The organism is Vibrio sp. S17_S38 (assembly GCF_014694375.1).
Classification (GTDB): domain Bacteria; phylum Pseudomonadota; class Gammaproteobacteria; order Enterobacterales; family Vibrionaceae; genus Vibrio.
The window spans coordinates 65,680-91,865 of record NZ_JAAUWW010000003.1; the positions used below are offsets into that span (position 1 = coordinate 65,680).

A 26,186-nucleotide genomic window follows, 5' to 3' on the forward strand; every position below is an offset into this window, starting at 1 on the left:
TTTCAAACAAAAAAGGCCTAAACAAGGTTAGGCCTTTCCAATCTCAACATTGAAATTTTCGACGATTATCGAATAATGCCACGTGAGGAATTATTAATGAAATCAATTAAAACTTGAACTGAAGGAAATACTTTCGCATCTTCTGCCATTTCTGCTTTCGCTTCTTCTAACGTATTTTTATTACGATAAAGAGACTTATAGGCACGACGAATAGCATGGATTTCGTCTTTTTCAAAACCACGACGTTTCAAACCTTCATAGTTAACACCAAATGGTGTCGCATGATTACCTTGTGCAATAACATAAGGCGGGACATCTTGAGCAACGCCTGATGCGCCACCAACCATACAATGCTGACCAATATGGCAGAATTGATGTACCGCTGAAATCCCACCAATAATGGCAAAATCTTCAACCGTAACATGACCGGCTAAGGTTACATTATTAGCCAAAATACAGCGATTACCAATCACACAATCATGCGCAACATGTACGTTCACCATAAATAGGTTATCACTACCCACTTTGGTTAAATGCTGATCTTGAGTAGTGCCACGATGCATGGTGACACTTTCACGGATGACATTGCGATCACCGATTTCTAATCGAGTCGGCTCACCTTTATATTTGAGATCCTGACAAGCTTCACCGATAGAGGCAAATTGGTAGATTTGGTTTTCTTTACCAATTACGGTAGGACCTTTGATAACAACGTGAGAATGGATCTCTGTGCCATCACCAATCTCCACGTCAGAGCCAATGTAAGTAAATGGACCAACTTTAACGTTAGCACCAATTTTCACTCCATCTTCAATCACTGCAGAAGGATGAATTTGAGCAGTTTCATGGATTAATTTTGCATTATTCATACTAGCGCTCACCCTTTAGAATTCACGACGCGCACATTTTAACTCAGCAGAACAAACAACTTCGCCGTCTACTTTAGCTACGCCATTGAATAAAGCAATACCGCGGCGGTCTTTAATAAATTCAACTTCAATCATTAATTGATCACCAGGTACCACTGGCTTACGAAATTTAGCTCGGTCAATACTCGCAAAGTAATAAAGCTCATTTTCTTTTGGTGCGCCAAAGGTTTTAAATGCAAGTAACCCCGTTGCTTGAGCCATGGCTTCTAAAATCAAAACACCCGGGAAAATTGGAAGCTGTGGAAAGTGTCCTGTGAATTGGGGTTCATTAACAGAAACATTCTTAAGCCCAATAAGATACTTACCTTCTTCATAATCGGTCACTCGATCGATCAATAAAAATGGGTAACGATGCGGCAATAACGCTCTAATTTCTGTAATATTTAATGTTTTCTTTTCAGCAGTCACAATCAACTTCCTATAAATGTTCTAAAATATTATTGATGTAGCGATGAAAAGTCTGTTACTTGAAGATTTTTCATTATGCTATAAACCATTAAACTAAATAAATTACTAATGTGTTTTATCAATATATTAATCTTTTAACTTTTTTTCTAAAGTTTTAAGACGTTTATGCATATCATCAATTTTCAATGTTCGAGCGGCGGTTTTACGCCACTCTTTATTCGTTTGCAGTGGGATACCTGACGAATACACACCCTTCTCTGGGATGCCACGCATAACCATTCCCATACCGGTTATTGTCACTTGGTCAGCAATATCAATATGACCGTTAATCACGGAGGCTCCACCAATAATGCAATATTTACCAATATTCACACTACCCGCTACAGTAGTGCTACCAGCCATCGCCGTACCATATCCTATACGAACGTTATGTGCGATTTGAATATGATTATCAATAATTACGTTATCTTCGATAACCGTATCATCTAACGCGCCGCGGTCAATCGTAGTACAAGAACCAATCTCAACTCGATTACCAATTATCACGCCTCCGAGTTGAGGGATTTTAACCCACTCACCACGATTATTCGCATAACCAAAACCGTCCGCACCAATAACTGTATTGGCTTGGATTAAGCATGACTCCCCAATAGTTATATTGTGATAAATCGTCGTATTAGCACAAATTGTTGTATTGGCTCCAATCTTAGTATTCTTGCCAATAAAGCAGCCTGCACCAATTACCACATTGTCCCCAAGCTCAACACCAGTTTCAATCACAGCATGGTGAGCAATGCAGACATCAGCACCCAATATCACATCATCCGCAACGGCTGCTGTCGATTCAATACAATCAGCAGGCTTTGGTGTTATATCAAGGGCTTGAGCCACTAATGCATAAGCAAGATAAGGGTCTTCAACTACAAGTGCATTCGTTTGGCATACGTCGAGTTCAGATGCTTTAATAAGGACGGCACTCGCTTTACATTCTGATAAATGCTTGCGGTATTTTTCATTGGTCAAAAAAGTTATTTGACCAGAGCCAGCTTTATCCATCGCAGCAACAGAGGAAACGGTACAATCACCATCTCCATGTAGCTCTCCGCCTATTATTTTTGCTAGTTCAGCAAGTGTTTTATTTGGCATAAATAAAATCTTTCTACTTTTATTATTTTAATTCTTTAATAACAGAATCTGTAATGTCTGCGCTTGGTGTAGCATAAACTAACGCTTGGCCATTTAGCACAATATCGTAGCCATCTTTCTTCGCGACTTTATCGATCGCAGCTTGAATTTTCACATTAATTTTTTGCATTTCTTCTTGCTTCATTTTGTTGATATCAGCTTGGAAAGACTTTCCTTTAACTTCTAACTTCGCTTGCATCGATTGAATATCAATACGGAGATTATCAACATCATTAGTCGACATAAGTTGAGCATCACGTTTTAATTTTTCCACTTTAGTATCAATTTGTTTTTTTAGTTTATCCAGTTCAGCTCTTTTGTCTTTGCTGGATTTTTCTAATTTTTGCTCTACTGCCTGAGCTTGAGGAACGGTTTGAAATACTTTTGCCGTATTCACGTAGCCAATCTTTTGAGCTGCTTGTGCCGCTTGTGCCGTTAAAGATGCAGTTAACACAACTAAGCTGATACCTGTAATTTTCATCAATTTTTTCACAATAATTTCCTTACAAAAAGAATCTAAAATTAGAATGTTTGTCCAATAGTAAAGGTGAAGAACTCATCATCATCGCCTTCATAAATTTTCAACGGTTTTGCTATTGAGAACACCAAAGGCCCCATCGGTGACATCCATTGCATCGCCATCCCTACCGAATAGCGGAAATTTAATGGATCTGAGTAATCATAATAATATTTCTTACCTGCCATGTTTGCATCAGGATCCCTATACTTAAACTCAGTATCCCAAACACTTGCCGCATCAAGAAAGATGCTCGTCCGAAGTGAATTCGCCACTTCTTCTGAAGCAAACGGGGTCGGGACAATAAGCTCAACACTCGCTACAGCGGTTGCATTACCACCAACTGAATCATCGGTTGCAGTATAATTTGGATTGTTCCCTCCAGTTGAACCACCCTCATCATATACGGCTTTCGGCCCTGCAGAGTTAGAACCAAAACCGCGCAATGTAGAGAAGCCACCTGAATAATAGTTTTCATAGAATGGGTATAAGTTATCATTACCATTCACAGAACCGTAACCATTACCGTATCCCAAACGTCCTCGTAATAAAACAGTAAAGTCTTGTTTCTTAGTCAGGGGAATGTATTGTTTTGCATCATATTGAATTTTGTAATAGGGAACATCCGAACCTGGTGTTGTTATTTTAAAGAATGCTCTTTGGTGGTTACCCGCTGTTGGAAAATACCCTTTATTCAAGTTGTTACGGGTCCAAGAAATATTGACATCATAATCATCAACTTTTAATTCGCCTGAAGCTTCATCGTAATTACCCGCATTTTCCTGAGTCGTTAAGAAACCTTCATTCTGAACATAAGGGTCTAAATTGGAAATTTTGTTATGTGTGTAACCAATTCCTAATTCAATATAATTAAGCTCATTGATAGGGAAACCCCAAGTTAAACTGGTACCATAACTTTCGTTAGTATAATCAACTATCCCTGCTTCAGATGCTTCAAATTCATTATAGAATACCTTGCCACCTAAACTAACACCATCTAACGTCCAGTACGGATCCCGATAATCTAAACTAATATTTTTTTGGTAATCGTTTGTCATGGCATTGATACCAATTCGATTACCTGTCCCTAAAAAGTTGTCTTGTTGTAAACCAACTTGAAAACTAACACCCGATTCCGTGCCATAACCAACCCCAAAGTTAATGCTACCTGAGTTGGCTTCTTTAACATTGTAAACCACATCAACTTGGTCGTCAGTTCCAGGAACACGCTGTGTTTGAACATCGACAGTTTCAAAGAAACCCAAGCGATTCAAGCGAGCCTTACCGGCATCAACTGATTTAGAATTTAACCACGAGCTTTCCATTTGGCGCATCTCACGGCGTAATATTTCATCTCGTGTAATCGTATTACCAGTAAAACGAATATCACGTACATACATACGACTGCCAGGATCTATTTGAATGGTCAAAGAGACTTCTTTCGTTTCATCGTTAAATTCAGGTATTGTTTGAACTTTAGGATAAGCGTATCCAGATTCACCTAATGACTTTTTAATACCATCTTCAAGCATCGTCGCTAATGAGCCATTGTAAGTATCACCACTTTCAAATGGGATCATCGCTTTAAAATCGTCTTCCTTTCCAATAAGATCACCACGAAACTTCACCTCTTTAATGATATAAGGTTCACCTTCGGTAACATTAAGCGTGATATAGACACCTTTTTTATCTGGTGAAATTGACACCTGAGTAGACGTCACTTGAAATTTTAAATAGCCACGATCAAAATAGTACGTTTTAAGTTTTTCAATATCACCAGCAAGCACTTGCTTTTGATATTTTTCGTCCGCTAAAAAGTTCCACCACGGCACATCAGCATTAAGATCGAAACGTGATAAAAGTTGGCTATCGGTAAACACTTTATTACCAATGAAATTGATTTGCTGAATTTTGGCTGAAACCCCTTCAGTAAAAACAAACTTCAAATCGGAACGATTACGCGGTAAAGGTGTAACGACGGCTTTTACTGTCGCGTTATACTTACCCACGCTGTAGTAGAAATCTTCTAAACCTTTTTCAATTGAGCTTAATTTAGTTCGATCTAACGCTTCGCCGACACGAATGCCAGATGCATCAAGATTCTGCTGTAGTTGCTCATCCTTAATAGCTTTATTACCTGAGAAAGACACTTCAGCAATAGTTGGTCTCTCTTTCACTTTAAGTAATAAGACCGAGCCATCACGATAGACTTTAACATCTTCAAAATTTCCCGAAGAATAAAGCGCGTTAATAATCGCAGACGCATCTTGTTCATCCACAGTATCGCCTACTCGGACTGGCATTTTTAATAGCACAGCACCAAGCGCAACGCGCTGTAAACCTTCAATTTTAATGTCAGAGACTACAAAAGAGTCCGCGTGAGCCACTGATGAGATAACCAGTAAAGCCATAATCCAAATGCGTTTGATCGCCATAAACTTGTTCATAAATCCTTTATAAATAGATGCCTTGTTAAACCACTACTGGCACTACAGGCGAGCAACGTCATTAAAAATTGCTATTAGCATTAAAGAAAAAATAGCTGCACTACCAATACGATAACCAATCTCTTGCACCTTTTCGGAGACAGGACGGCGAATAATAGCTTCAATTGCAAAAAATAGCAGATGTCCACCATCCAATACAGGAAGAGGCATCAAGTTAATAATACCTAAATTAACACTAATAAGGGCTAAAAAACCTAAAAAGTAAACTAAACCGTAATCAGCGGTGGTACCAGCGCCTTTAGCAATAGTAATCGGCCCACTTAAATTATTAATACCGACGTCACCAGTAAACAGTTTTTTCACCATTGTCAGTGTTAAACCAACAATTTGTCCGGTTTTATCAATCGCTTTAGGTATTGATTCAAGCACACCATATTTTTGCTCAATCCGATACTCTTCCGGCCAAGCATCCATTGAAGGTGCAACACCCGCAAATCCTATTTTGCTTCCATCAGCTAAAACTTTCATTTCTGGTACTAAAGTCAAAGCTTGCTCTTTTCCTTCTCTTTCCACATATAGAGAAAGTGATTTTTCTGGACTAGATTTAACGGCATCAACAAAATTTTGCCATATAACGACAGACTTACCGTCAATTGAAAGTAATTTATCACCGACTTTAAATCCAGCTTTCTCCGCAGCACTATTTTCACTGACATTAGAAACAACCGTTGTCAGCGCTGGTCGATAAGGTTTAAACCCTAATGTTTGCATGACAGAATCTGTTTCAGGATCAAATGACCAATCTTGAGTGTCTAAAGTAATCTTTCTTTCAAGACCAACATCTTCTGGCGAACTTACGGTCAAAATTATCTGCTTATCGCCAATATGAGAAATCAACGCCATATGCGCAGATTCCCAATCAGAGGTTTTGATATCAGATACTGATTTTAGTTCCATGCCTGACGTCATTCCTGCATTTGCAGCAATAGAACTTGGCGCTACATCACCAATCACTGGTTTTAACGCTGGCACACCAATCATAAAAACTAGCCAATAGGCAAAGATCGCAAAAAGAAAATTAAAAACAGGGCCTGCAGCAACAATAGCACTACGTCGCCATAAGCTTTTATGATTAAAAGCCATGTGCTTCTGATCTTCGGGGACATTATCAACTCGAGAATCGAGCATTTTGACAAAACCACCTAAAGGGATCATTGAGATGGAATACTCAACTCCATCTTTCGCTTTACGGCTCCAAAGAGACTTACCGAATCCAATCGAAAACTTTTGAACCTTAACACCACACCGACGTGCAACCCAAAAATGACCAAATTCATGTACTGCCACTAAAATACTAAGTGCAACGATAAACGATGCTAAATTCCATATTATGCCAGTCATAATGATCGCTCTGTTAATAATTCATTGGCGTATTGGCGAGCTATATTATCTAGCTCAAGTAAGCTTTCCAAACTCTGTGCACCAAGAGTTGATAAGCCACACACTTTCGACATAACAGCCTCATTAATGATGGCAATATCGGTAAATTTAAGCTGATTATTTAAAAAAGCAGCAACTGAAACTTCATTGGCTGCATTAATCGCAGTCGTCGCATTTTGCCCAGTATAACAAGCATCAATCGCAAGCTGTAAACAGGGGTATCTTGACATATCAGGTTCAAGAAAAGTCAGTTCATTTAGCTGTGTAAAATTAATAGGGTTAACGCCAGATGGAATACGTTCAGGGTATGACATTGATAATGCAATAGGGGTTCTCATATCAGGCTCACCCATTTGAGCAATGACGGAACCATCATTATATTGCACCATAGAATGAATGACTGACTGAGGATGAATCAAAACCTTAAGCTGTTCTTGCTTTGCATTGAATAGCCATTTCGCTTCAATAAACTCCAAACCTTTATTCATCATAGTGGCAGAGTCTACTGAGATTTTCGGACCCATTGACCAATTAGGATGTGCTATCGCCATCTCAGGCGTAACTTGGCTTAATGAAGAAACATCACTATAACGAAAAGGACCACCTGAACCAGTTAACAGGATGGAATGAACTCCACCAGCATCAAGATCACAATGTCCTAAGTTTGTCTGGATGGTTTGAGAAAGGCATTGAAAAATGGCGTTATGCTCACTATCTACGGGCAAAATTTCTGCTCCATACTGCCTAGCTGCATCAATAAAGAATTGCCCTGACATAACGAGAGCCTCTTTATTAGCCAGTAAAATTCTCTTACCTGCTTTTACCGCTGCCATAGTTGGTAATAGCCCAGAAGCCCCAACAATGGCTGCCATCACCATGTCAACAGGCTCAGCAGAAGCGACCTCACATAGCCCATCTAACCCTGACAAAACCTTAGTTGAAACATGTGAGTTTTTTAGCTTTTTTTCTAATAACAATGCAGCTGAGTCATCAGACATGACAGCATATTCAGGTTGCCACTGCAGACACAATTGATGCATTTTTTCAACATTAGAACATGCTGCCAATGCAAACACCGAGAAGTCAGTTGGGTTATGCTCAATGACAGACAGCGTACTCGCCCCGATAGAACCCGTTGCACCTAAAATCGTTATCTTTTGCATAAGATCAAACCACTAAAAGAGAAAGATGACGTAACACCGATACTACTGGCAAAGAAAATACAGTAGAGCAAAAACAGGAAATGCAGCCATTAAGCTATCAATTCGATCAAGAACTCCACCATGCCCGGGAATAATATTACTGCTATCTTTTATATCTGCCACACGCTTAAACATGCTTTCGACAAGATCACCTAATACTGAAATTACCACTGTGATGAACGTAATAACGAACATTGTTATTAAATTAGCAAAATGAATATCAAATAGTTTAGCAACAACCCAACCTACCAGCATCGCTAATATCATGCCACCAAATAAGCCTTCTAATGTTTTATTCGGGCTAACTTTTGGTGCCATTTTATGCTTACCAAATGCTTTTCCAGTAAAATAAGCGCCGGTGTCTGCTGCCCACACTAATAAGCATACATACATAACTAACTTAGCCCCATGGAGTGGGTGTACTGCATATCCTTCCGAACGGAGTATAAACACACTCCATATGAATGGCAGAATCGATAAAATACCAAACAAATGACGTAGAGAAAGACTCTTACTCCATATGCGAGTACTTTTGGGATAAGTCAACGCTAACAAGCTAGCAAATATCCACCATAAACTACCTACACTCAAAATTGCGAGATGTATGTTTGAAACTTGGGATAAGCTCTCAACATCAACTGGAATAAATACAAAACTGGCAAGCAGAGCAATAACTGCAGGAAATAAATTTTTCACTCGAGTGTTAGGACTAATAAACTGAGTCCACTCCCAAAGGCCAATACATGCGACGGCAGTCAAAGCAGCTATAAACAAAGGAATAGGTAATTGAAAAATCCCCCATACTACCAAAGGAGCTAAAATCAATGCTGTAATAATTCGTTGTTTCAAACTTCCATCCTTATGCTTTATCTCTATTTATGGTTCATTAATGATTGCAGCTGTTCACTCGTACAACCAAATCGTCTCTCACGATTAATAAACCAAGAAATTGCTTCTAATAACGCTTGTTCATTAAATTCCGGCCAATAAAGATCGGTAAAGTACAATTCAGCATAAGCCATCTGCCATAACATAAAGTTACTAATTCGACATTCGCCACTAGTCCTGATCATAAGATCCACATCAGGTAAATCAGACATGCATAAATATTGCGAAATTGATTCTTCGGTTATATCTTCAGATTTAAACTGTTGATTTTCAATGGATATTGCTAACTGCTTAACAGCTTGAGTAATATCCCACTTACCACCATAATTTGCGGCCACATTAACTACTAGCCCTGTATTACTCTGGGTGAGATATTCAGCTTCTGCTATTTTTTTTTGCAGAGAAGAACTAAAACGAGATTTGTCCCCAACAATTTTAAGTTTCAAATTGTTTTTATGCAGTTTTTTGACTTCTTTAGTCAGCACCATCATGAACAAGTCCATTAATAATCCGACTTCTTCTTGGGGCCGCTTCCAATTCTCACTACTAAAAGCAAATAAAGTAACCGCTTTAATCCCCAAACGAGAAGACGTACTTATAGTCTCCCGCACAGCTTTTACCGCAACACGATGCCCATACAGTCGAGGCTTACCTTGTTGTTTAGCCCAACGGCCATTACCATCCATGATAATTGCAATATGCTGAGGTAAAAGTTCCGATGAGAGTTGAACGTCTGACATTATTTAAAGTCTTTTTATTAGGCCAAAATAAAAAACGCCATACTGATAGATTAATAAATCAGCACAGCGCTTCCCAATTTGAGCGGAAAATTAAACTTCCATTAACTCTTTTTCTTTCACAGCTAAGAGATCATCAATATTTTTGATCGCTACATCTGTGATTTTTTGAATCTCATCTTGTGCTTTGTGATCTTCATCTTCTGAAATTTCTTTGTCTTTCAGTAACGATTTAAAATCACCGTTAGCATCACGGCGAATATTTCGTACTGCTACACGGCCACCTTCCGCTTCAGCACGGACAATTTTCACTAAGTCTTTACGACGCTCTTCCGTTAATGCAGGAAGTGGTACACGGATAACCGTACCAGCAGACATTGGATTTAAACCAAGATCTGATTTCATTATCGCCTTTTCTACTGCTTGAGTCAGTTCTCGATCAAAAACAGTGATAGCCAATGTGCGGGCATCTTCTGCAATGATGTTTGCAACTTGATTAAGCGGAGTTGGTGCTCCGTAATATTCTACTGAAATATTTTGTAAAATACTTGGATGCGCTCGACCAGTACGGATCTTTGATAGATTACTTTTAAGAGCTTCAACACTCTTATGCATACGCTCTTGAGCGTCTTTTTGAATTTCGTTAATCACGGTATCACCTTAATTATTGATATTTTAACAGAGCAAGAAAGCTATTCTATTTGCCCTTTTTACTTTATTCCGAGAGATCGCTAATCAATGTCCCTTCCTGCTCACCCATCACGACGCGGCGTAACGCGCCAGGCTTATTCATATTGAACACACGAATTGGCATTTTATGATCACGAGCCAAAGTAAAGGCAGCTAAATCCATTACTTTTAATTCTTTTTCTAATACGCTGTTGTAACTGAGTTTATCACATAAAATCGCATCAGGGTTAGCGACAGGATCGGCAGTATAAACACCATCCACTTTGGTTGCTTTTAAGACAACATCCGCTTCAATTTCAATCCCACGCAAGCATGCTGCTGAGTCAGTAGTAAAAAATGGATTACCTGTACCCGCAGAGAAAATCACAACGCGGCCTTGACGCAATTGGCTAATAGCATCAGCCCAATTGTAATCATCACACACACCTTTAAGAGGAATCGCCGACATAACACGGGCATTCACATAAGCCCGGTGAAGAGCATCACGCATAGCTAAACCATTCATTACAGTTGCAAGCATACCCATATGATCACCAACAACACGATTCATACCAGCTTCGGCAAGACCAGCTCCACGAAATAGGTTACCACCACCGATAACTACGCCAACTTGAACACCAAGTTCAACTAATTCTTTCACTTCTTGAGCCATACGGTCTAAAACCGTAGGATCGATACCAAAACCTTCTGCTCCCTGTAAGGCTTCACCACTAAGTTTTAACAAAATACGTTGATATGCAGGCTTAGGATTCGTTGTCATGGAGTTTACCTTTCAAAAAGTGTTATTTGATTAACTGTTACGGATAAATATGCATAAGTTAACCTCCCAAAAAGGCTAGCATAATATTTATTCATAACAACTAACGAATTATCCTTATTCACAAAAAGACCGCAGCATGGCCACGGTCTCTTAGATTAACTATACAAAATAGGAATTAACCTTTTTGTACTGCTGCAACTTCATCAGCAAAGCTCATTTCAGCAGCTTTCTCGATACCTTCACCAACTTCTAAACGTACGAAGCTAGTTACTGTTGCGCCTTTTTCTTTTAAGAATTCACCAACAGTTTTCTTAGGTTCCATGATGAATGCTTGACCAGTAAGAGAAACCTCACCAGTAAATTTCTTCATACGACCAATAACCATCTTCTCAGCGATTTCTTGTGGTTTGCCTTCATTCATTGCGATTTCAATTTGAACCGCTTTCTCTTTAGCTACCACATCTGCAGGCACATCTTCAGGATGAACATATTCAGGCTTAGAAGCTGCAACGTGCATTGCAACATGCTTGATAGTTTCTTCATCTGCATCACCCGCAACAACTACGCCAATGCGCTCACCGTGACGGTATGAACCTACTTTAGCGCCTTCAATGTAAACAACACGACGAATGCCGATGTTCTCACCGATTTTAGCAACTAGAGCAATACGAGTTTCTTCAAATTGAGCTTGAAGTGCTTCAACATCTGAACGCTCAGTAAGTGCAGAGTCAAGAACAGCATTGGCAAAACCTAGGAAGTTTGCATCTTTTGCTACGAAGTCAGTTTGACAGTTTACTTCTAGAAGCACTGCAAATCCTTCACCTTCTTTAACTAAGATGGTTCCTTCAGCAGCGATATTACCCGCTTTTTTAGCCGCTTTTGCAGCTCCGCTTTTACGCATGTTTTCAATTGCTAATTCGATATCAGCATTTGCTTCAACAAGCGCTTTTTTACAATCCATCATGCCTGCGCCAGTACGCTCACGCAATTCTTTAACTAGAGCAGCTGTTACTGTTGCCATGGTATAATCCTCGGTTGGTTCCAAAAATGGTAAAAAACAGGGGCCAGCTTAATTTTACATTAAAAGCATGGCCCCTATTACTAACTATAACTTAACCTTAACTACCAAATAATGACAATCAACGCTAAGTGACAAGGAGCAGTGATATTAAGCTTCTTCTACGAAACTATCTTTATCAGAAACTGCAGCTACGTCTTTGTTACGACCTTCAGTTACTGTTTGAGCAGCAGCGTTTAGGTAAAGTTGTACAGCACGGATTGCGTCATCATTACCAGGAATGATGAAATCAATGCCATCTGGATCAGAGTTAGTATCTACTACTGCAAACACTGGGATACCTAGGTGGTTTGCTTCTTTAACTGCAATGTGCTCGTGATCAGCATCGATTACGAATAATGCGTCAGGTAAACCACCCATGTTTTTAATACCACCAAGGGATTTTTCAAGTTTCTCCATTGTGCGCGTACGCATTAGAGCTTCTTTCTTAGTGATTTTTTCAAACGTACCATCTTGAGATTGCGCTTCAAATTCTTTAAGACGTTTGATTGATTGACGAACTGTTTTAAAGTTAGTCAACATACCGCCTAACCAGCGGTTGTTTACGTAGTACTGATTGCTTGCAATTGCCGCTTCTTTGATTGATTCAGAAGCCGCACGCTTAGTACCAACGAAAAGTACTTTACCTTTACGCTCACCGATTTTGCTAAGCTCTGCTAGCGCTTCGTTGAACATAGGAACTGTTTTTTCTAAGTTGATGATATGAACTTTGTTACGAGCACCAAAGATGAAAGGCTTCATTTTTGGGTTCCAGTAACGAGTTTGGTGACCAAAGTGAACACCAGCTTTAAGCATATCGCGCATTGATACAGTTGCCATTATATAATCCTCTTTAATGGGGTTAGGCCTCCACATCCCCCATGACTCCGACCCAAGTTCAATATTGACTTGAGCACCCCGGATCACGTGTCGGAATGTGTGTGATTTAAGAAATAAGTATGTGAAACTCACATTGCTACGCCAAATACAGGAGTGAACAGATGCCAATTTCGGTGCGCTTTATACCATAAAACCCACTTATTAATCCAGAAAAACTCATTAACTTGCTATCATTTTTTATTCATTTAGCCTGACATGTGAATTTTTAACCTAATTATACTGATGATAACGGATTTCAATTGCGATTAGCGCCGTCACTGAATACACTATTAACAATAGTTAAAAAGGCCAAATAAACATGACGATTAAAATTAAAACCGCCGAAGAAATTGAAAAAATGCGCATTGCTTGTAAATTAGCAGCCGATACACTTGAAATGATCGAACCGCATGTCAAAGCCGGCGTAACCACCGAAGAGCTCAATCAGATTTGCCATGATTACGGCATTAAACACGGCGCGTATTCAGCACCACTTGATTATCATGGCTATCCAAAATCAATTTGTACTTCCATTAATCATATTGTTTGCCACGGTATTCCTGCATCGCAAGACGAAATTGGCAGCAATGGACAACTCAAGCCAGCGGTATTAAAAAATGGCGATATTTTAAATATCGACATTACAGTTATCGTACCTAATGACCCTAATGCAGATCTCAGTGTGAGACCTGATGGTTATTACGGTGACACGTCAAAGATGTTTTTAATTGGTGATGTTGCACCAGCCGATAAGCGTCTATGTATGGTGACTCAAGAAGCTCTGTATGTTGGGCTTCGTAAGGTCAAACCAGGTTTACAGCTTGGTGAAATTGGCACCGCGATTGAAAAATATATTAAAGACAGCAACAAGAAAAATCCTCGTAATAAATTTTCTATCGTAAGAGATTTTTGTGGACATGGTATTGGTGATGAATTCCATGAAGAGCCACAAGTTGTTCATTACAAAAACACCGACCGTCGCATTTTAAAAGAAGGCATGATATTTACTATTGAGCCAATGATTAACGCAGGGAAATTTGGCGTAACCGTTGATGCTGCTGATGACTGGACGGTTTATACTGGTGACGCTAAAAACTCAGCTCAATACGAACACACCATTGTTGTCACCAAAACTGGCTGTGAAGTAATGACATTACGCTCAGAAGAGAACATTCCTCGCATTATGCATAACAGCTAAGTCGAGAAATATATTAAGCCAAACGCTTCAATTTTATTGCCCTCTCGGATTTATCTGCGAGGGCTTTTTTTTGTCTGCTCATTGGTTTTATAAGCTTGAAACGGTATTATCAAGACAGATTTTATTTGTTGCAGGGAACGCACAATGCCATATCAACCGCCGACTAGCCTAAAAGATGATCAAATTTGTCCGACAGAACTCAAATCTCAACTTGAGCAGTTTTCAATTCATCAAAAAGAAGCTTTTCTCGCTCATCAGCCAGTTGAAGATCTCGTACTTGCTCGCTCCGATTATATGGATTCAATCTTAGGTCGGCTGTGGCTATATTTTGGATTCAATGCATATTCATCTTTGAGTTTAATTGCAGTTGGTGGTTATGGCCGAGCTGAATTACACCCACTTTCTGACATTGATATTTTAGTATTGTCGAAAGAAAGCATTACTGAAGATATCAGCGCTAAAGTAAGCCAGTTCATCACATTGTTGTGGGATTTACGTTTAGAGGTTGGCCATAGCGTCCGAACACTTGATGAATGTATTCAAGTAGGATTAGATGATTTAACGGTTGCCACTAACTTACAAGAAGCACGATTTCTATGTGGTTGTAGCAGCACTTACACTTCATTAATTGAACAAATCAATGCCCCTACTTTTTGGCCAAGCGAAGTATTTTATAAAGCAAAATTACAAGAACAGCGCGAGCGACATTCACGCTATCACGACACTACTTATAATTTAGAGCCCGATATAAAATCTAGCCCAGGCGGTTTGCGCGACATTCACACACTAAGCTGGGTCGCCCGTCGTCACTTTGGCGCTACATCTTTACGTGAGATGAGTTATGCAGGATTTCTAACCGATGCAGAATATCGGGAGTTACTCGAATGCCAAAACTTCTTATGGCGAGTGCGTTTCGCTCTGCACATTGAATTAAAACGCTACGACAATCGATTAACCTTTGGTCACCAAGCAAGTGTGGCTGAGAACTTAGGCTTTATCGGCGAAGGCAATCGCGGCATCGAAATGATGATGAAAGAGTTTTACCGCACCCTGCGCCGTGTTGCTGAACTCAATACCATGTTACTAAAACTCTTTGATCAAGCCATCACTAACAAAGGAAAGCGACAAGAAGTCGAAATACTGTCTGATGATTTCCAGCGTCGAGACACCTTGATTGAAGCAAGAAAGCCCGCTTTATTTCAAGCTCGCCCAGAAACCATTCTCGACATGTTTCTGCATATTGCCAATGACTCCACCATCGAAGGTGTTAGCCCTGCTACTTTGAGACAACTACGCACAGCACGCCGACGCTTAAATCGTTTTCTTCATACCATTCCAGCCGCTCGTGAAAAATTCATGGAGCTTATCAATCACCCTAATGCTTTACATAAATCATTTGGTCTAATGCACCGTTTAGGAGTACTCGCGGCTTACCTTCCGCAATGGAGTCAAATCGTAGGGCAAATGCAATTCGATTTATTCCATGTTTATACTGTCGATGAACACAGCATGCGAGTATTAAAAGAAATTCACGCCTTCGGTGATTCAAATAATCATACAGAGCACCCAATTTGCTGCGATGTGTATCCAAGGATTCAAAAGAAAAACTTATTAATCATCGCGGCTATTTTTCACGATATTGGCAAAGGTCGGGGTGGCGATCACTCAGAAATTGGCGCAGTTGAAGCCTATGATTTTTGTATTGAACATGGCTTATCAAAACCAGAAGCAAAAATGGTTTCTTGGCTTGTTCAAAACCACCTATTAATGTCAGTTACCGCGCAACGTCGTGACATTTATGATCCTGATGTGATTACAGAATTTGCTAAGAAAGTACGTGATGAAGAATACTTAGAAAATTTAGTCTGCCTCACTGTGGCCGACATTTGCGCGACTAACCCTGAATTGTGGAATAGTTGGAAACGGACTTTATTAGCCGAATTATTTTATTCCACTCAGCGAGCTTTACGACGAGGGCTAGAAAACCCAGTCGATGTCCGCGATCGTATTCGCCATAATCAACATATGGCCGCGGCAATGTTACGCAAAGAAAACTTCTCGCCAAGAGAGATTGAAGTGTTATGGCAACGCTTTAAGGCTGATTATTTCCTGCGGCATACCGCGAACCAAATAGCGTGGCATGGTGAACATTTATTAAAGCATGACCACCAAGCCCCTTTAGTTTTGATCAGCAAAAATGCATCACGAGGCGGCACGGAAGTCTTTATTTACGCTAAAGATAAAGCAAGTTTGTTTGCCACTATGGCTGCTGAATTAGATCGCCGCAATCTCAGCATTCACGATGCTCAAATTATGACAAGCAAAGACGGTTATGCACTCGATACGTTCATGGTACTCGACCACAATGGAGATCCAATTGAAGACAATAGACACCAAATATTGCAAGAACAATTGACGACTATTCTCCAATCAACAGGGCTAAAACTGGCGACACCAAGACGCACTCCGCGTCAGTTATTGCATTTCAATGTAAAGACTCAAATTAATTTCATTCCAACCAAAACAGGTAAGCGTAGTCTGATGGAATTAGTCGCTTTAGACACTCCTGGATTATTAGCTAGAGTCGGATCGGCTTTTGCTGAACTCGGCATTCATTTACATGGAGCTAAAATCACGACTATTGGAGAGCGAGCAGAAGATTTATTTATTCTTACCTCACCAGCAAGTGGAAGATTAGAAGAAGACGAAGAACAAGCGATTAAAGCGTTATTGATAACAAAAATAAAAGAGTTATCACCACATTAAACTCAAATTGAAGCTAGAATTATCGATAGATTCTATGTTTAATTTAACGTGAAGATAAACGATTGAGGTAAATCTATATGTATCCAAATTTACAAACGCTCGGCATCACCGACCCTAAATTAATAGCCCGCTATAGTTTGCGTCAAGAAGCTCAAGTCGATGTACTTAAAATCTATTTCCACAAACAAAAAGGTGAGCTTTTTGCTAAAAGTGTCAAATTTAAATACCCACGTCAACGCAAAAACATCCGTGTAGAAAATAGTCAAGGCGGCTATAAAGAAACTACCGAAGTCAGCCCAAACCTCACTCAAGTAATGACGGAGTTAAACAAAATAACTAAACCTAAACCGATGGATAACCAAGATATTAAGCATAAAATTTTAACTGATTTACGTCATTTAGAAAAAGTGGTGGCAGGTAAAATTGCTGATATTGAAGCGGATTTAGCAAAGCTGAAATAAGGAAAATAAAGAGCAACATCTCCGTTCGCATAACGTCATTCGGTACATTAGCCTAAGCAAAGAAGATGCGGAATCTCCTCAACGCATTGAAACTCGAATTGCTGTCGGAGATCTTGATCTGCACTTCTACGTCGTTTTTCAGGATGACGATTTTCAGTTCCTATAACTGTTGTCACAGTGCCTCACTCCGAGGCTCGAAACTTATTTTCCTCACAACTAGAAGCTACTATTCCAACCAAACTTCTCAATAAGGTTCATCCACACCTCATCAAATTTTGCATCAATGATAACGGCGTGCTTAGTTATAGGATGAATAAAACTTAAACGTGTTGCATGAAGCATCAATCTATGTGCATTAAGGTGATCGCGAAATAATCGATTTTGCTTACCATCACCATGCGAAGTATCGCCAATAATTGGATGACGAAGATGAGCCATATGTCGACGTAATTGATGTTTACGTCCTGTTAACGGTTTCATTTCAACTAAGCCAAAGCGGCTAGTTGGGAAACGTCCGGTTGATAATGGGACTTCAACTTTAGCAAGAGGTCGATAGTCCGTAATAGCGGATTGTGCTTCTTGATCTTGCTTCGCAAATTTATCAGCGACCTTATCCAACTCTTTCTTGAGCGGATAATCTAATAGGCCACCTTCCTCGATCCAACCGCGGACAATCGCATGATAAGTTTTCTCAAATTGATGCTCAGCAAACATTGGCGCGGCTTGTGATGCGACCTCGCTGGATAAAGCAAATAGCAATACCCCCGAAGTCGGACGATCGAGGCGATGCAGTGGAAACACATGCTGACCAATTTGATCGCGTAATGTTTGCATGACGAATCGAGTTTCGTGACGATCCAACCAAGAACGATGCACTAACATTCCCGCAGGTTTGTTGACCGCAATAAGAAACTCATCTTGATAAATGATTTCTAGCTCAATCAGCGGTAATTCGCTCTCTGGATGATCATCTGCAGCAGTTAATTGCTCAACGTTATTAGCTTGATCGATATCATCTTGATCAATATTAGCTTGATCGGTTTTTTCTTGATTCATAATGTCGCTCATTTTACGATTTCATCTATTTGTTTTAACACTACCAATAACTGGTGCTGCGCTTCATTATTGACCATCGCTTGCTCAAAATAAGGGCTAATTTCAAACCCTCTTGGTATCACTTGTTCCGAGCGAATCAAGGCCTCCATTTTAGGAATAAAAACCCATTGTAACCACTGTGTTGGCGTTAACGTATCCAGCGCAAAAGGCTGAGAACTGGCAAGCATATCAGCATTAGGCGAATGTTCTTCCCATAAACTTAACTGCTGTAAAGTCGATTTTAATGTGTCCAGTTTTTGACAAAGTGAATCTGCTTGAATCATTTTACTCTATGCGCCCTTGATAATGGTCAAATTGGGTACCATTTAGTAGAGATTATACCTTTTTGAATTAAGATCGGATAACCCTCTATGAATGCTATTCACAATCTAAGTCAGCTACTCGAAAAAAGTCAGTGCCAATATAAAATATTTGATTTAGGTCGCCGCATTCAATCGATTGACCATAAAACCTTTCTACAAGTCGAAATGGCACAAAAGCCCTACCCTTATCCTCTACAACGACATGCACACCTTGGCATTGCTTATTGGACAGAGCAAAACCAACCTTGGATTTGGTTCTTAAAATTCCCATTGGATGAGCGAGGTTTACTCAATCAAACCGATGTTGGTAATTTCTTGAGATATGTAACCGAGGCAATGGGAGCGCAATTAAACCAAAGCTTAACAGAGGAACAACAGCAACATCTCGCAAGTAACCCATACACCTTTAAGCCTAAAGATGACAAAATGGCGGCTTTTCATAGCTTAATTCGAGCACATTTAGATTTACCCACCAGTCAATATTACGAACATGCTCAGCATTATTTTACAGGTGATCTTGGATGGAATAATTGGCAAACGGTCGGCTTGCAAGGCATTACGGATATATGTGCACGATTATCAAATAATCAAAATACCGTGGCAATTCGTAAAGCACTTCCATCGATCACAAAAGATGTTCAATGCCACCCAGCGTTGTATGTTTTGTTAGGCGCATTGGAGCATGTCAATCTAGACGACAAATTAAGCCTACGTATTGCTGAGCTCGCACTGGAAGAATCCAATAAAGACCAACCTGACTTATTTTTGCTATCCGCTTTTGTACGAGCGCTATCTGGCGGTAATATCGATCAACTTCAAACCGTCATTGAAGCCCTTTTAGCCAAACCAGAATTGAGTCATTCCGAGATATTAATTGCCATCGCGGGACGCTGTTGGTCACAACTTGCCACCGAAGCGCGAGCGATAAAATTCTTATTACGATTAGCCCAAACCGATAATCAAAATCTATTTAATCAATTATTTGCAGACTTAGTGATGCTACCTGAATTAAGGATGACATTTCTTCCCTTACTGCATAATACGCCAAGCCCAGAACTGGCTAACGCGCTGATCACCTTGCAGCAACACACTAAATCCGGCCAATAGTATTTGATTTTATGAAAAGCACTATTTACCGATTTATAAAATAAATACCTCAAAGGAAGCGTAAATGATCACGGATTTATTGATGATTTTAATCGTTATGTTTATTGCCTTTTTATTTTGGCAGCAGCGTCGTCAATCTGAATTAGCACATAAAGCGATTTTACGTCATTGTGAACAATTGGATCTGCAAGTGCTATCAACCTCTCTATTGCGCTATCAGATAAGGTTACCGGATGGTCGTTGGCGCTTTCACTCACTGTATCAATTTGAATTTTCATCTCGTGGTGATGATTGTTACCAAGGAAGGATGATTATGCTAGGTTTTAAAGCAACGCACTTTCGCCTACCACCTTATAGAATGGTTGATTATTAATAAGCTCAATTACTATTCAATTTTTTGTGTTAAAGAGAATCTAAAATGAATACTCAAAATGTCACGGCTGAATTACATAAAGTCTTATCCGAACTCAATGCCGAAGGGAAAGAACCTAGTGTGGCATTAGTGAAAGCTCGTCTATCTGTCTCTGTGCCAATTCCAGCTATCATCAGCACAATCAAATCGTGGAAAGCATCCAATAAAGTACCAAAAATTGAAATAGCCGCTCAAGAAAATGCGTCAAATAATGATCCACGAGTTCAGAGACTTGAAACTCAAATGCAGACTTTTATCCAACGTATTGAGCAATTAGAACTACGCATCAATCAGTTAGAGCAGAAATCAACAACAGAGCAAGGGAAATAGTATGAAAATTTGGGTTGATGCCGATGCCTGTCCAAAAACCATTCGTGAAACGATTTGTCGCGCCGCAGAAAGAACCGGTATAACCACCACCTTTGTGGCAAACCATCAAGTTCCCGTCCCCAATCGTACCAACATTCACTCGATCCAAGTAGAAAGTGGTTTTGATATTGCTGATAATGAAATTGTACGTCGAGTAGAAATTGGTGACTTGGTGATCACTTCCGATATTCCACTGGCTGATGAAGTAATAACCAAAGGTGGGCAAGCATTAAGTTCACGCGGTGAGTTGTACACTAAAGACACCATTAAGGCTCGTCTCAATATTCGTGATTTTATGGATACTATGCGCTCAAGTGGCATTCAAAGCGGCGGTCCTGCGCCACTTTCGCAAACCGATAAGCGTGAATTTGCAAATCATCTGGATAAGATCTTAGCAAAGGCTAAATAAAACGCTCATCCTGAATAACGTCTATAATGTGTTATTCAGGATTTCAACTAATAGACCATGCCTATAAAATTAACCCTTCAACTGATCCCACGAAATATTCGATACAATCCGACAATCATCGCATTTGAAATAGAAAATATCGTGCAGAGGTTGCTCTAAAGCCCAGTCATTATCACAACGTGGACAACGGCGTTGTTTTTCCGCTTCAAGGCTTTCCCCACCAATTCGATATAAATAATAATACGTCGGAATTTTGGTCAGATATTCTAAGCGCCCACGCAGATCCCAGCCTCGTCGAAATAAATAACTCCCAACATCTGAGATTTCTTTTAATGTTGCATGCTCTGCTTCCGTTGCGCCTGCCATTTGAATTTCATCGCACGCTTGCCATTCTGTTTGCCATTTAATGATCGCTTTATGATCGCCATTTAAGGTTGGCGGATTATGATATAAGGGAATAGGCCTAAACGTATCGCCACAGCGTAACGGTGAGCAGGAATGCACAAATGTGGTGTACAACACTTGCCAACTTGATTGCCCCGCATCTTCATGTGCAACAGTTTGCTCTGAGTTAAGATCTTGCCCAAGTACTTTCACCCTCGGCGCTAAAACCTTAGCATCAGTAAGCCGTTGCAAGCATACTTTGACATAAGCAGAATGATACCTTGGATGCATACTGTCTGATTCTGGACAAATTAAGCGCACACGAAATTCCCCATCACCAATAATAATAGGAAATTCTCGCCCTAATATCTGCCCATTAAAACGTAAGGCATCAAGTAAACCATTGATCGATTTCTCAACCGCATCCATGGTTGTATTATCAAAACATTCAAACTGCAACTCTACAACGTACACTTATCTTCCTTACACTTGCACTTGGCACTGAATTAAAAACTGCTCGATGTTTGAGCTCAACACATCCCGATTAGACGTACCTAAACGCTCTAGAATCACTTCACCACTAATATTACAAATAGAAATCACATCTAACTCGGCATCAGTGGTACCAATAAATACCGTTGGCTTTAACTTTAATCGACGTTGAGTCACCAAATGACCCAAAATATTTTCTTGAAGATGAACAAAATCATCATCACTCCACACTTGTAGTAAAGTGAACGGTTTTTCTTTCCAAGATAACGTTAAATCGGCGCTATATTGTGAACCATAAAAAGCTTTAATATCAGGGTGAATAATAAGCTCAATACCGCGTTCCAAATTACTGAAGTCGGCCAGTGCATCACGTTCTTGTGGTAACCACTCAACATGCTCGCTATCTTCTTGAGTTTGTAGACAAGGTGAAGCTAACCCTTTCATTTCATCGGCAATAGGATTGCTTTTATAGGCTTGTTGCCATTGCTCAATAAAATCAGAAGTAAGCACAGCCAACGCATGGGCAATATTGTGGTTCATTCAAGGCTCCATATTCAAAATTATACATAGATACCGATTGGAATTGGTATTACTATTCTGGTCACTGTAATAAATCTAGATTTTACTATGACTCATACTTCAAAATCCAAGCATTCATCAACTCAACCTAGCAGCACAAAATATGCTAATGCCAAAGAATTGCAAGGCTTAACATTAGGTCAGCATACACAATATCGTCATGATTATGATTCAAGTTTGCTACAACCAGTACCGCGTAGCTTAAATCGTCAAGATCTCGGATTAAACGAGATCAATAATCTACCTTTTGTTGGTTGTGATATTTGGACCTTGTATGAAATATCTTGGCTTAATAGAAAAGGATTACCACAAGTTGCCATTGGTGATGTGTTCTTGCCCGTCACTAGCCCAAATCTTATTGAATCAAAGTCGTTTAAATTATATTTAAATAGTTTAAACCAAACTCGCTTTGATGATTGGCAACAGGTGGAAAATACCTTAAAAGCCGATCTCTCTGCTTGCGCCGGTGAAACAGTGAATGTTTGCTTACACAATGTTGAGCATTACACCCTACAGCCGATTGTGACGATGCAAGGCAACTGTATTGATAATCAAGATATCGAAATCACCGATTATCAATTTAATGAACAATATCTGCAAAATTCAACCAGTAAGCAACAAGTCACTGAAACTTTACATAGCCATCTATTGAAATCAAACTGCTTAATCACCAATCAACCAGATTGGGGGAGCGTTGAAATTCAATATACCGGTAATAAAATCTCACAAGAGGCTTTATTGCGCTATCTCATTTCTTTTCGTGAACATAACGAATTTCACGAACAGTGTGTAGAGCGGATCTTCTGTGACATTATTAAATATTGCCAACCTCAACAACTCAGTGTTTATGCTCGCTATACTCGTAGGGGAGGCTTAGATATTAATCCTTACCGCTCTACTGTGCATGAAAAGCCAAATTGCATAAAACGTATGGCTCGCCAATAGAACAATATAAAGGCGATGTAATATCGCCTTTTCAACATAATCATTACCGTACTATTTATTTTGAATACACCTAGGAGAATGCAGAGACCAATGAAGAGAGTGGCTCAGATTATTATTACCCTTTTATTTAGCAGCCTTTTAATATCTAAACTGGCTCAAGCTCAAATATACCTGACCCCTTCACTTCAAGAAGCGGCAAGAGTGTTAAGTATTAATCCTCAGCAATCTCTAACAACCACTCAGCAGTTTCTCTCAGCCCGTAAACTCGTCGCCACAAATAGCCAAGATTACACCCTGTCACGTGATGGTAGTGAAAAAAGCATTAGGACACCGTCAACCAGTATTGAAGCCTTACAAATCATGGCTCAGGCCTATCATAATCAAGGCTTATACCAGTTAGCATTACAGTCGATTCAAGACGCTGAAACACTTGCCACTCAATACAAATTGCCTCAACTTTATATCAACGCTCGTCTTTCTCATGCCCAATTATTATGGGAGCAAACTCATAGCATCAATGACATAAATCGTTACCTTAGCGAGATTGATCAAAAGCTAGCTCAAGAACAACAAACCACAAACTGGAAGCAACAATTGAATTATCACCTCAATATGTTTAAAGCCAGTGTTTATGCTTATCAAAATAACCGCATTAAAGCGGAAGCCGCCTTCAAGCAAGCTGAAAACTATGTTGTTACCTTAAACTCGGTTTTACTGACGATCGATTATCATCTCAGTTTAGGTGAATATTATCTCGAGCAAGATGAATATGATGATTCATTAACCCAGCTTCTGATTACTTATTGGATGGCGGTAAAAGAAGGCGATAGCATTGAACTCGCTAAAACCAATTTATTGCTCGCAAAACTCTTCTATTCTCGCCATGTTTTTGATAAAGCCATTGAGCACACCACAGAAGCGGCGGACTTTTATGATAATTACCCTCACTCAACACCATTGTCTGAAACATTAAAATTGATGGCCGCTACCTATTACCAACAAGGAAAATTCAACCTAGCTTTAGTGAATTATTTAAATGTATTGGACAATGAAGAAACATTAAAAACGCTAGACCAAATAATAGAATTACGCATCAGCATTGCTAACACTTACTTGAAATTATTCGATTTCTCTCATGCTGAAATTTATTTAAATCAAGCCCAAAGAATGGTGGAGCAGACTAATTCGTCACTGCAAAAATCGGAAGTAAATCTACTGCAAGCTGCCTTAGCTTTATCACACGGAAACACAGAAACCGCATTAGCTTACGGTCAATTAGCCCTCACTGCAGCTACTCAATTAAACAATAATCACTTAAAAATGGGTGCGTACAAAATTAGTTCTGCCGCTTACCAGCAGAAAGGTAATTATAAACAAGCTCTCGAAGCGCAGCAGAATTATCAAAGCTTATGGCAGAACCAACAAGAACAATTTAATGCCATTAATGAAGAAGTATTTCGACAACAAAAAGATATTATTGAGCAATCCTTACATTATGCGGGACTAGAAGATAACCTTTCACGAAGTCAGCAGAAATATCATGATTATCAACAATCTACCTTAATATTAATTGTCGTTAGTATATTGCTATTAATGGTCATTATTTATCGCGGTAACCTAAATAAGAAAATCAAAAAAGAGCTGGAAATTCAAACTATTGATCTCTATACCCACACTCGTTCTGGCTTGCAAAACTTAAAACTTCTTAATGCAAAACTGCCAAAATCACTTGAGCGCAGTAATGCGGTCTTTGAACAATGGCGACTCGGTGAGTTAATCAATGAACCCTTAAGCGATCGACTTCATTTTGTTATGTTTGAGGTGCCTTTTTTACGCAATGTATACCTTAAAAGAGGCTATCAGGCAGGTTTAGATATAGAAAAAGCATTTGGTAAGCACCTACAAAATTTTGTCAATTCACCGGCACGCTTATACCATTTCTCCGATGGATTATTTCTTTATATTGAACCTAAAGCTAGCCATCAAGGCAGTACCGAAGCCATGTTTGAGAAAATCAACTCGTGGACTGAAACGTTCCAAACAAATATAACCATAGACCGACATATAAAAATGGGTATGGCGGAATATCCATTCTTACCTAAAGCCTTCACCGCAATTAATGATAAAGAATTGATTGATATATTATTAATGGCTATTTATATCAGTGGAAAAATAAGCACATACGAAGGAGAAACCGACAGTCAGTGGGTTCACCTATCTGCGATAGAAAATGCACCCGCCGCCAGTTTTGCGTCCCCTAATATTCGTTTAGCTTGCCAACAAGCGGTGAATCAAGGCTTAATCAAAATCCAAACCTTAAACGGTAACGATGAATTGGCTAAATCAATCATTCGTAATGAAAAGCTTGATCTCTAACTCCAAGACATTGCTAGTAGCCTCGCCTATAAAACGGGTGTAAGGTTTATATTCTTCATGCTAAGTTATGTCGAACTAAACGATAGAAACCTAAGAATGCAGCCTGCTTTATCCAAAGCTTACCTCACCCG

General features: G+C 39.5%; 26 protein-coding genes. 9 read left to right on the top strand and 17 right to left on the bottom strand.

Going from position 1 to position 26,186, the window contains the following annotated elements:
- Positions 1-65 precede the first annotated feature (65 nt).
- From lpxA to rpsB, 13 genes are all read right to left on the bottom strand, one after another.
- Positions 66-869 (bottom strand): acyl-ACP--UDP-N-acetylglucosamine O-acyltransferase, encoded by an 804-nt coding sequence (gene lpxA / locus HC725_RS03305; protein ID WP_190330358.1) that lies wholly within the window; start codon positions 867-869, stop codon positions 66-68.
- A 15-nt stretch (positions 870-884) separates the two neighbouring features.
- Positions 885-1,337 (bottom strand): 3-hydroxyacyl-ACP dehydratase FabZ, encoded by a 453-nt coding sequence (fabZ, locus tag HC725_RS03310; protein ID WP_190330359.1) that lies wholly within the window; start codon positions 1,335-1,337, stop codon positions 885-887.
- A 126-nt stretch (positions 1,338-1,463) separates the two neighbouring features.
- Entirely contained in the window at positions 1,464-2,483 is a 1,020-nt protein-coding gene (gene lpxD, locus HC725_RS03315) for a UDP-3-O-(3-hydroxymyristoyl)glucosamine N-acyltransferase (protein WP_190330360.1), read from the bottom strand.
- A 22-nt stretch (positions 2,484-2,505) separates the two neighbouring features.
- Complete coding sequence (locus HC725_RS03320; protein ID WP_190330361.1) at positions 2,506-3,015, bottom strand: OmpH family outer membrane protein; 510 nt, start codon at positions 3,013-3,015, stop codon at positions 2,506-2,508.
- Between the two features lie 29 nt (positions 3,016-3,044).
- The gene (gene bamA / locus HC725_RS03325) at positions 3,045-5,474 is read right to left on the bottom strand and encodes an outer membrane protein assembly factor BamA (RefSeq protein ID WP_190330538.1); all 2,430 of its coding nucleotides are present in this window, start codon (positions 5,472-5,474) and stop codon (positions 3,045-3,047) included.
- Between the two features lie 54 nt (positions 5,475-5,528).
- Positions 5,529-6,887, bottom strand: coding sequence for a sigma E protease regulator RseP (gene rseP, locus HC725_RS03330; RefSeq protein WP_190330362.1), 1,359 nt, complete (start codon positions 6,885-6,887; stop codon positions 5,529-5,531).
- Positions 6,884-8,089 carry a 1-deoxy-D-xylulose-5-phosphate reductoisomerase gene (ispC, locus tag HC725_RS03335; RefSeq protein WP_190330363.1) on the bottom strand — a complete coding sequence of 402 codons (1,206 nt, stop codon included), beginning with the start codon at positions 8,087-8,089 and terminating at the stop codon, positions 6,884-6,886. The genes rseP and ispC overlap by 4 nt, the downstream gene beginning before the upstream one ends.
- Positions 8,090-8,131: 42 nt before the next feature.
- Positions 8,132-8,977: a phosphatidate cytidylyltransferase gene (locus tag HC725_RS03340; RefSeq protein WP_190330364.1), complete on the bottom strand. Its 846-nt coding sequence runs from the start codon at positions 8,975-8,977 to the stop codon at positions 8,132-8,134.
- 23 nt (positions 8,978-9,000) lie between these two features.
- Positions 9,001-9,756 (bottom strand): isoprenyl transferase, encoded by a 756-nt coding sequence (locus HC725_RS03345; RefSeq protein WP_190330365.1) that lies wholly within the window; start codon positions 9,754-9,756, stop codon positions 9,001-9,003.
- A gap of 90 nt (positions 9,757-9,846) precedes the next feature.
- A complete protein-coding gene (gene frr, locus HC725_RS03350; RefSeq protein ID WP_190330366.1) occupies positions 9,847-10,404 on the bottom strand; it encodes a ribosome recycling factor in 558 nt (185 codons plus the stop codon).
- Positions 10,405-10,468: 64 nt separating this feature from the next.
- Complete coding sequence (gene pyrH, locus HC725_RS03355; RefSeq protein ID WP_190330367.1) at positions 10,469-11,203, bottom strand: UMP kinase; 735 nt, start codon at positions 11,201-11,203, stop codon at positions 10,469-10,471.
- 175 nt (positions 11,204-11,378) lie between these two features.
- A complete protein-coding gene (tsf, locus tag HC725_RS03360; protein ID WP_190330368.1) occupies positions 11,379-12,224 on the bottom strand; it encodes a translation elongation factor Ts in 846 nt (281 codons plus the stop codon).
- A 147-nt stretch (positions 12,225-12,371) separates the two neighbouring features.
- Positions 12,372-13,100: a 30S ribosomal protein S2 gene (rpsB, locus tag HC725_RS03365; RefSeq protein ID WP_190330369.1), complete on the bottom strand. Its 729-nt coding sequence runs from the start codon at positions 13,098-13,100 to the stop codon at positions 12,372-12,374.
- Between the two features lie 358 nt (positions 13,101-13,458).
- Here rpsB and map point away from each other — a divergent pair, with 358 nt between their 5' ends.
- The 3 genes from map to HC725_RS03380 all read left to right on the top strand — a co-directional run bounded on the left by map (position 13,459) and on the right by HC725_RS03380 (position 17,564).
- A complete protein-coding gene (gene map / locus HC725_RS03370) occupies positions 13,459-14,337 on the top strand; it encodes a type I methionyl aminopeptidase (RefSeq protein WP_190330370.1) in 879 nt (292 codons plus the stop codon).
- A gap of 144 nt (positions 14,338-14,481) precedes the next feature.
- Positions 14,482-17,103 (top strand): bifunctional uridylyltransferase/uridylyl-removing protein GlnD, encoded by a 2,622-nt coding sequence (glnD, locus tag HC725_RS03375; protein WP_190330371.1) that lies wholly within the window; start codon positions 14,482-14,484, stop codon positions 17,101-17,103.
- A 77-nt stretch (positions 17,104-17,180) separates the two neighbouring features.
- The gene (locus HC725_RS03380) at positions 17,181-17,564 is read left to right on the top strand and encodes a DUF3461 family protein (protein WP_190330372.1); all 384 of its coding nucleotides are present in this window, start codon (positions 17,181-17,183) and stop codon (positions 17,562-17,564) included.
- 216 nt (positions 17,565-17,780) lie between these two features.
- Here HC725_RS03380 and truC read toward each other — a convergent pair whose 3' ends face one another.
- Positions 17,781-18,620 carry a tRNA pseudouridine(65) synthase TruC gene (truC, locus tag HC725_RS03385; RefSeq protein ID WP_190330373.1) on the bottom strand — a complete coding sequence of 280 codons (840 nt, stop codon included), beginning with the start codon at positions 18,618-18,620 and terminating at the stop codon, positions 17,781-17,783.
- Between the two features lie 8 nt (positions 18,621-18,628).
- The gene (locus tag HC725_RS03390; RefSeq protein ID WP_190330374.1) at positions 18,629-18,943 is read right to left on the bottom strand and encodes a YqcC family protein; all 315 of its coding nucleotides are present in this window, start codon (positions 18,941-18,943) and stop codon (positions 18,629-18,631) included.
- Between the two features lie 87 nt (positions 18,944-19,030).
- Between HC725_RS03390 and HC725_RS03395 the strand changes: the two genes are divergently transcribed.
- The 4 genes from HC725_RS03395 to HC725_RS03410 all read left to right on the top strand — a co-directional run bounded on the left by HC725_RS03395 (position 19,031) and on the right by HC725_RS03410 (position 21,279).
- Positions 19,031-20,089: a DUF3549 family protein gene (locus HC725_RS03395; RefSeq protein ID WP_190330375.1), complete on the top strand. Its 1,059-nt coding sequence runs from the start codon at positions 19,031-19,033 to the stop codon at positions 20,087-20,089.
- A gap of 64 nt (positions 20,090-20,153) precedes the next feature.
- Complete coding sequence (locus HC725_RS03400; protein ID WP_190330376.1) at positions 20,154-20,462, top strand: DUF3301 domain-containing protein; 309 nt, start codon at positions 20,154-20,156, stop codon at positions 20,460-20,462.
- 45 nt (positions 20,463-20,507) lie between these two features.
- Positions 20,508-20,831: a hypothetical protein gene (locus HC725_RS03405; RefSeq protein ID WP_190330377.1), complete on the top strand. Its 324-nt coding sequence runs from the start codon at positions 20,508-20,510 to the stop codon at positions 20,829-20,831.
- A 1-nt stretch (position 20,832) separates the two neighbouring features.
- Positions 20,833-21,279 (top strand): YaiI/YqxD family protein, encoded by a 447-nt coding sequence (locus HC725_RS03410; RefSeq protein WP_190330378.1) that lies wholly within the window; start codon positions 20,833-20,835, stop codon positions 21,277-21,279.
- A gap of 69 nt (positions 21,280-21,348) precedes the next feature.
- On the opposite strand, the gene HC725_RS03415 is transcribed toward HC725_RS03410, so the two are convergent.
- Both HC725_RS03415 and syd read right to left on the bottom strand, forming a co-directional pair.
- Positions 21,349-22,137, bottom strand: coding sequence for a DUF2310 family Zn-ribbon-containing protein (locus HC725_RS03415; RefSeq protein WP_190330379.1), 789 nt, complete (start codon positions 22,135-22,137; stop codon positions 21,349-21,351).
- Positions 22,138-22,146: 9 nt separating this feature from the next.
- Positions 22,147-22,695 (bottom strand): SecY-interacting protein, encoded by a 549-nt coding sequence (gene syd / locus HC725_RS03420; protein ID WP_190330380.1) that lies wholly within the window; start codon positions 22,693-22,695, stop codon positions 22,147-22,149.
- Between the two features lie 87 nt (positions 22,696-22,782).
- Between syd and queF the strand changes: the two genes are divergently transcribed.
- Complete coding sequence (queF, locus tag HC725_RS03425; RefSeq protein WP_190330381.1) at positions 22,783-23,679, top strand: NADPH-dependent 7-cyano-7-deazaguanine reductase QueF; 897 nt, start codon at positions 22,783-22,785, stop codon at positions 23,677-23,679.
- Between the two features lie 99 nt (positions 23,680-23,778).
- On the top strand, positions 23,779-26,055 hold the full coding sequence (locus HC725_RS03430) for a tetratricopeptide repeat protein (RefSeq protein ID WP_190330382.1): 2,277 nt from the start codon (positions 23,779-23,781) through the stop codon (positions 26,053-26,055).
- Positions 26,056-26,186: the final 131 nt, after the last annotated feature.

Excerpts from the sequence above, each read along its gene's own strand:
- HC725_RS03390 (WP_190330374.1), bottom strand. The coding sequence starts at position 18,943 with ATGATTCAAGCAGATTCACTTTGTCAAAAACTGGACACATTAAAATCG.
- rpsB (WP_190330369.1), bottom strand. The coding sequence starts at position 13,100 with ATGGCAACTGTATCAATGCGCGATATGCTTAAAGCTGGTGTTCACTTT.
- bamA (WP_190330538.1), bottom strand. The coding sequence starts at position 5,474 with ATGGCGATCAAACGCATTTGGATTATGGCTTTACTGGTTATCTCATCA.
- queF (WP_190330381.1), top strand. The coding sequence starts at position 22,783 with ATGACTCATACTTCAAAATCCAAGCATTCATCAACTCAACCTAGCAGC.
- HC725_RS03380 (WP_190330372.1), top strand. The coding sequence starts at position 17,181 with ATGTATCCAAATTTACAAACGCTCGGCATCACCGACCCTAAATTAATA.
- rseP (WP_190330362.1), bottom strand. The coding sequence starts at position 6,887 with ATGACTGGCATAATATGGAATTTAGCATCGTTTATCGTTGCACTTAGT.
- lpxD (WP_190330360.1), bottom strand. The coding sequence starts at position 2,483 with ATGCCAAATAAAACACTTGCTGAACTAGCAAAAATAATAGGCGGAGAG.
- ispC (WP_190330363.1), bottom strand. The coding sequence starts at position 8,089 with ATGCAAAAGATAACGATTTTAGGTGCAACGGGTTCTATCGGGGCGAGT.
- tsf (WP_190330368.1), bottom strand. The coding sequence starts at position 12,224 with ATGGCAACAGTAACAGCTGCTCTAGTTAAAGAATTGCGTGAGCGTACT.
- lpxA (WP_190330358.1), bottom strand. The coding sequence starts at position 869 with ATGAATAATGCAAAATTAATCCATGAAACTGCTCAAATTCATCCTTCT.
- pyrH (WP_190330367.1), bottom strand. The coding sequence starts at position 11,203 with ATGACAACGAATCCTAAGCCTGCATATCAACGTATTTTGTTAAAACTT.
- map (WP_190330370.1), top strand. The coding sequence starts at position 13,459 with ATGACGATTAAAATTAAAACCGCCGAAGAAATTGAAAAAATGCGCATT.
- HC725_RS03405 (WP_190330377.1), top strand. The coding sequence starts at position 20,508 with ATGAATACTCAAAATGTCACGGCTGAATTACATAAAGTCTTATCCGAA.
- glnD (WP_190330371.1), top strand. The coding sequence starts at position 14,482 with ATGCCATATCAACCGCCGACTAGCCTAAAAGATGATCAAATTTGTCCG.
- truC (WP_190330373.1), bottom strand. The coding sequence starts at position 18,620 with ATGAATCAAGAAAAAACCGATCAAGCTAATATTGATCAAGATGATATC.
- HC725_RS03345 (WP_190330365.1), bottom strand. The coding sequence starts at position 9,756 with ATGTCAGACGTTCAACTCTCATCGGAACTTTTACCTCAGCATATTGCA.
- HC725_RS03395 (WP_190330375.1), top strand. The coding sequence starts at position 19,031 with ATGAATGCTATTCACAATCTAAGTCAGCTACTCGAAAAAAGTCAGTGC.
- syd (WP_190330380.1), bottom strand. The coding sequence starts at position 22,695 with ATGAACCACAATATTGCCCATGCGTTGGCTGTGCTTACTTCTGATTTT.
- HC725_RS03400 (WP_190330376.1), top strand. The coding sequence starts at position 20,154 with ATGATCACGGATTTATTGATGATTTTAATCGTTATGTTTATTGCCTTT.
- HC725_RS03410 (WP_190330378.1), top strand. The coding sequence starts at position 20,833 with ATGAAAATTTGGGTTGATGCCGATGCCTGTCCAAAAACCATTCGTGAA.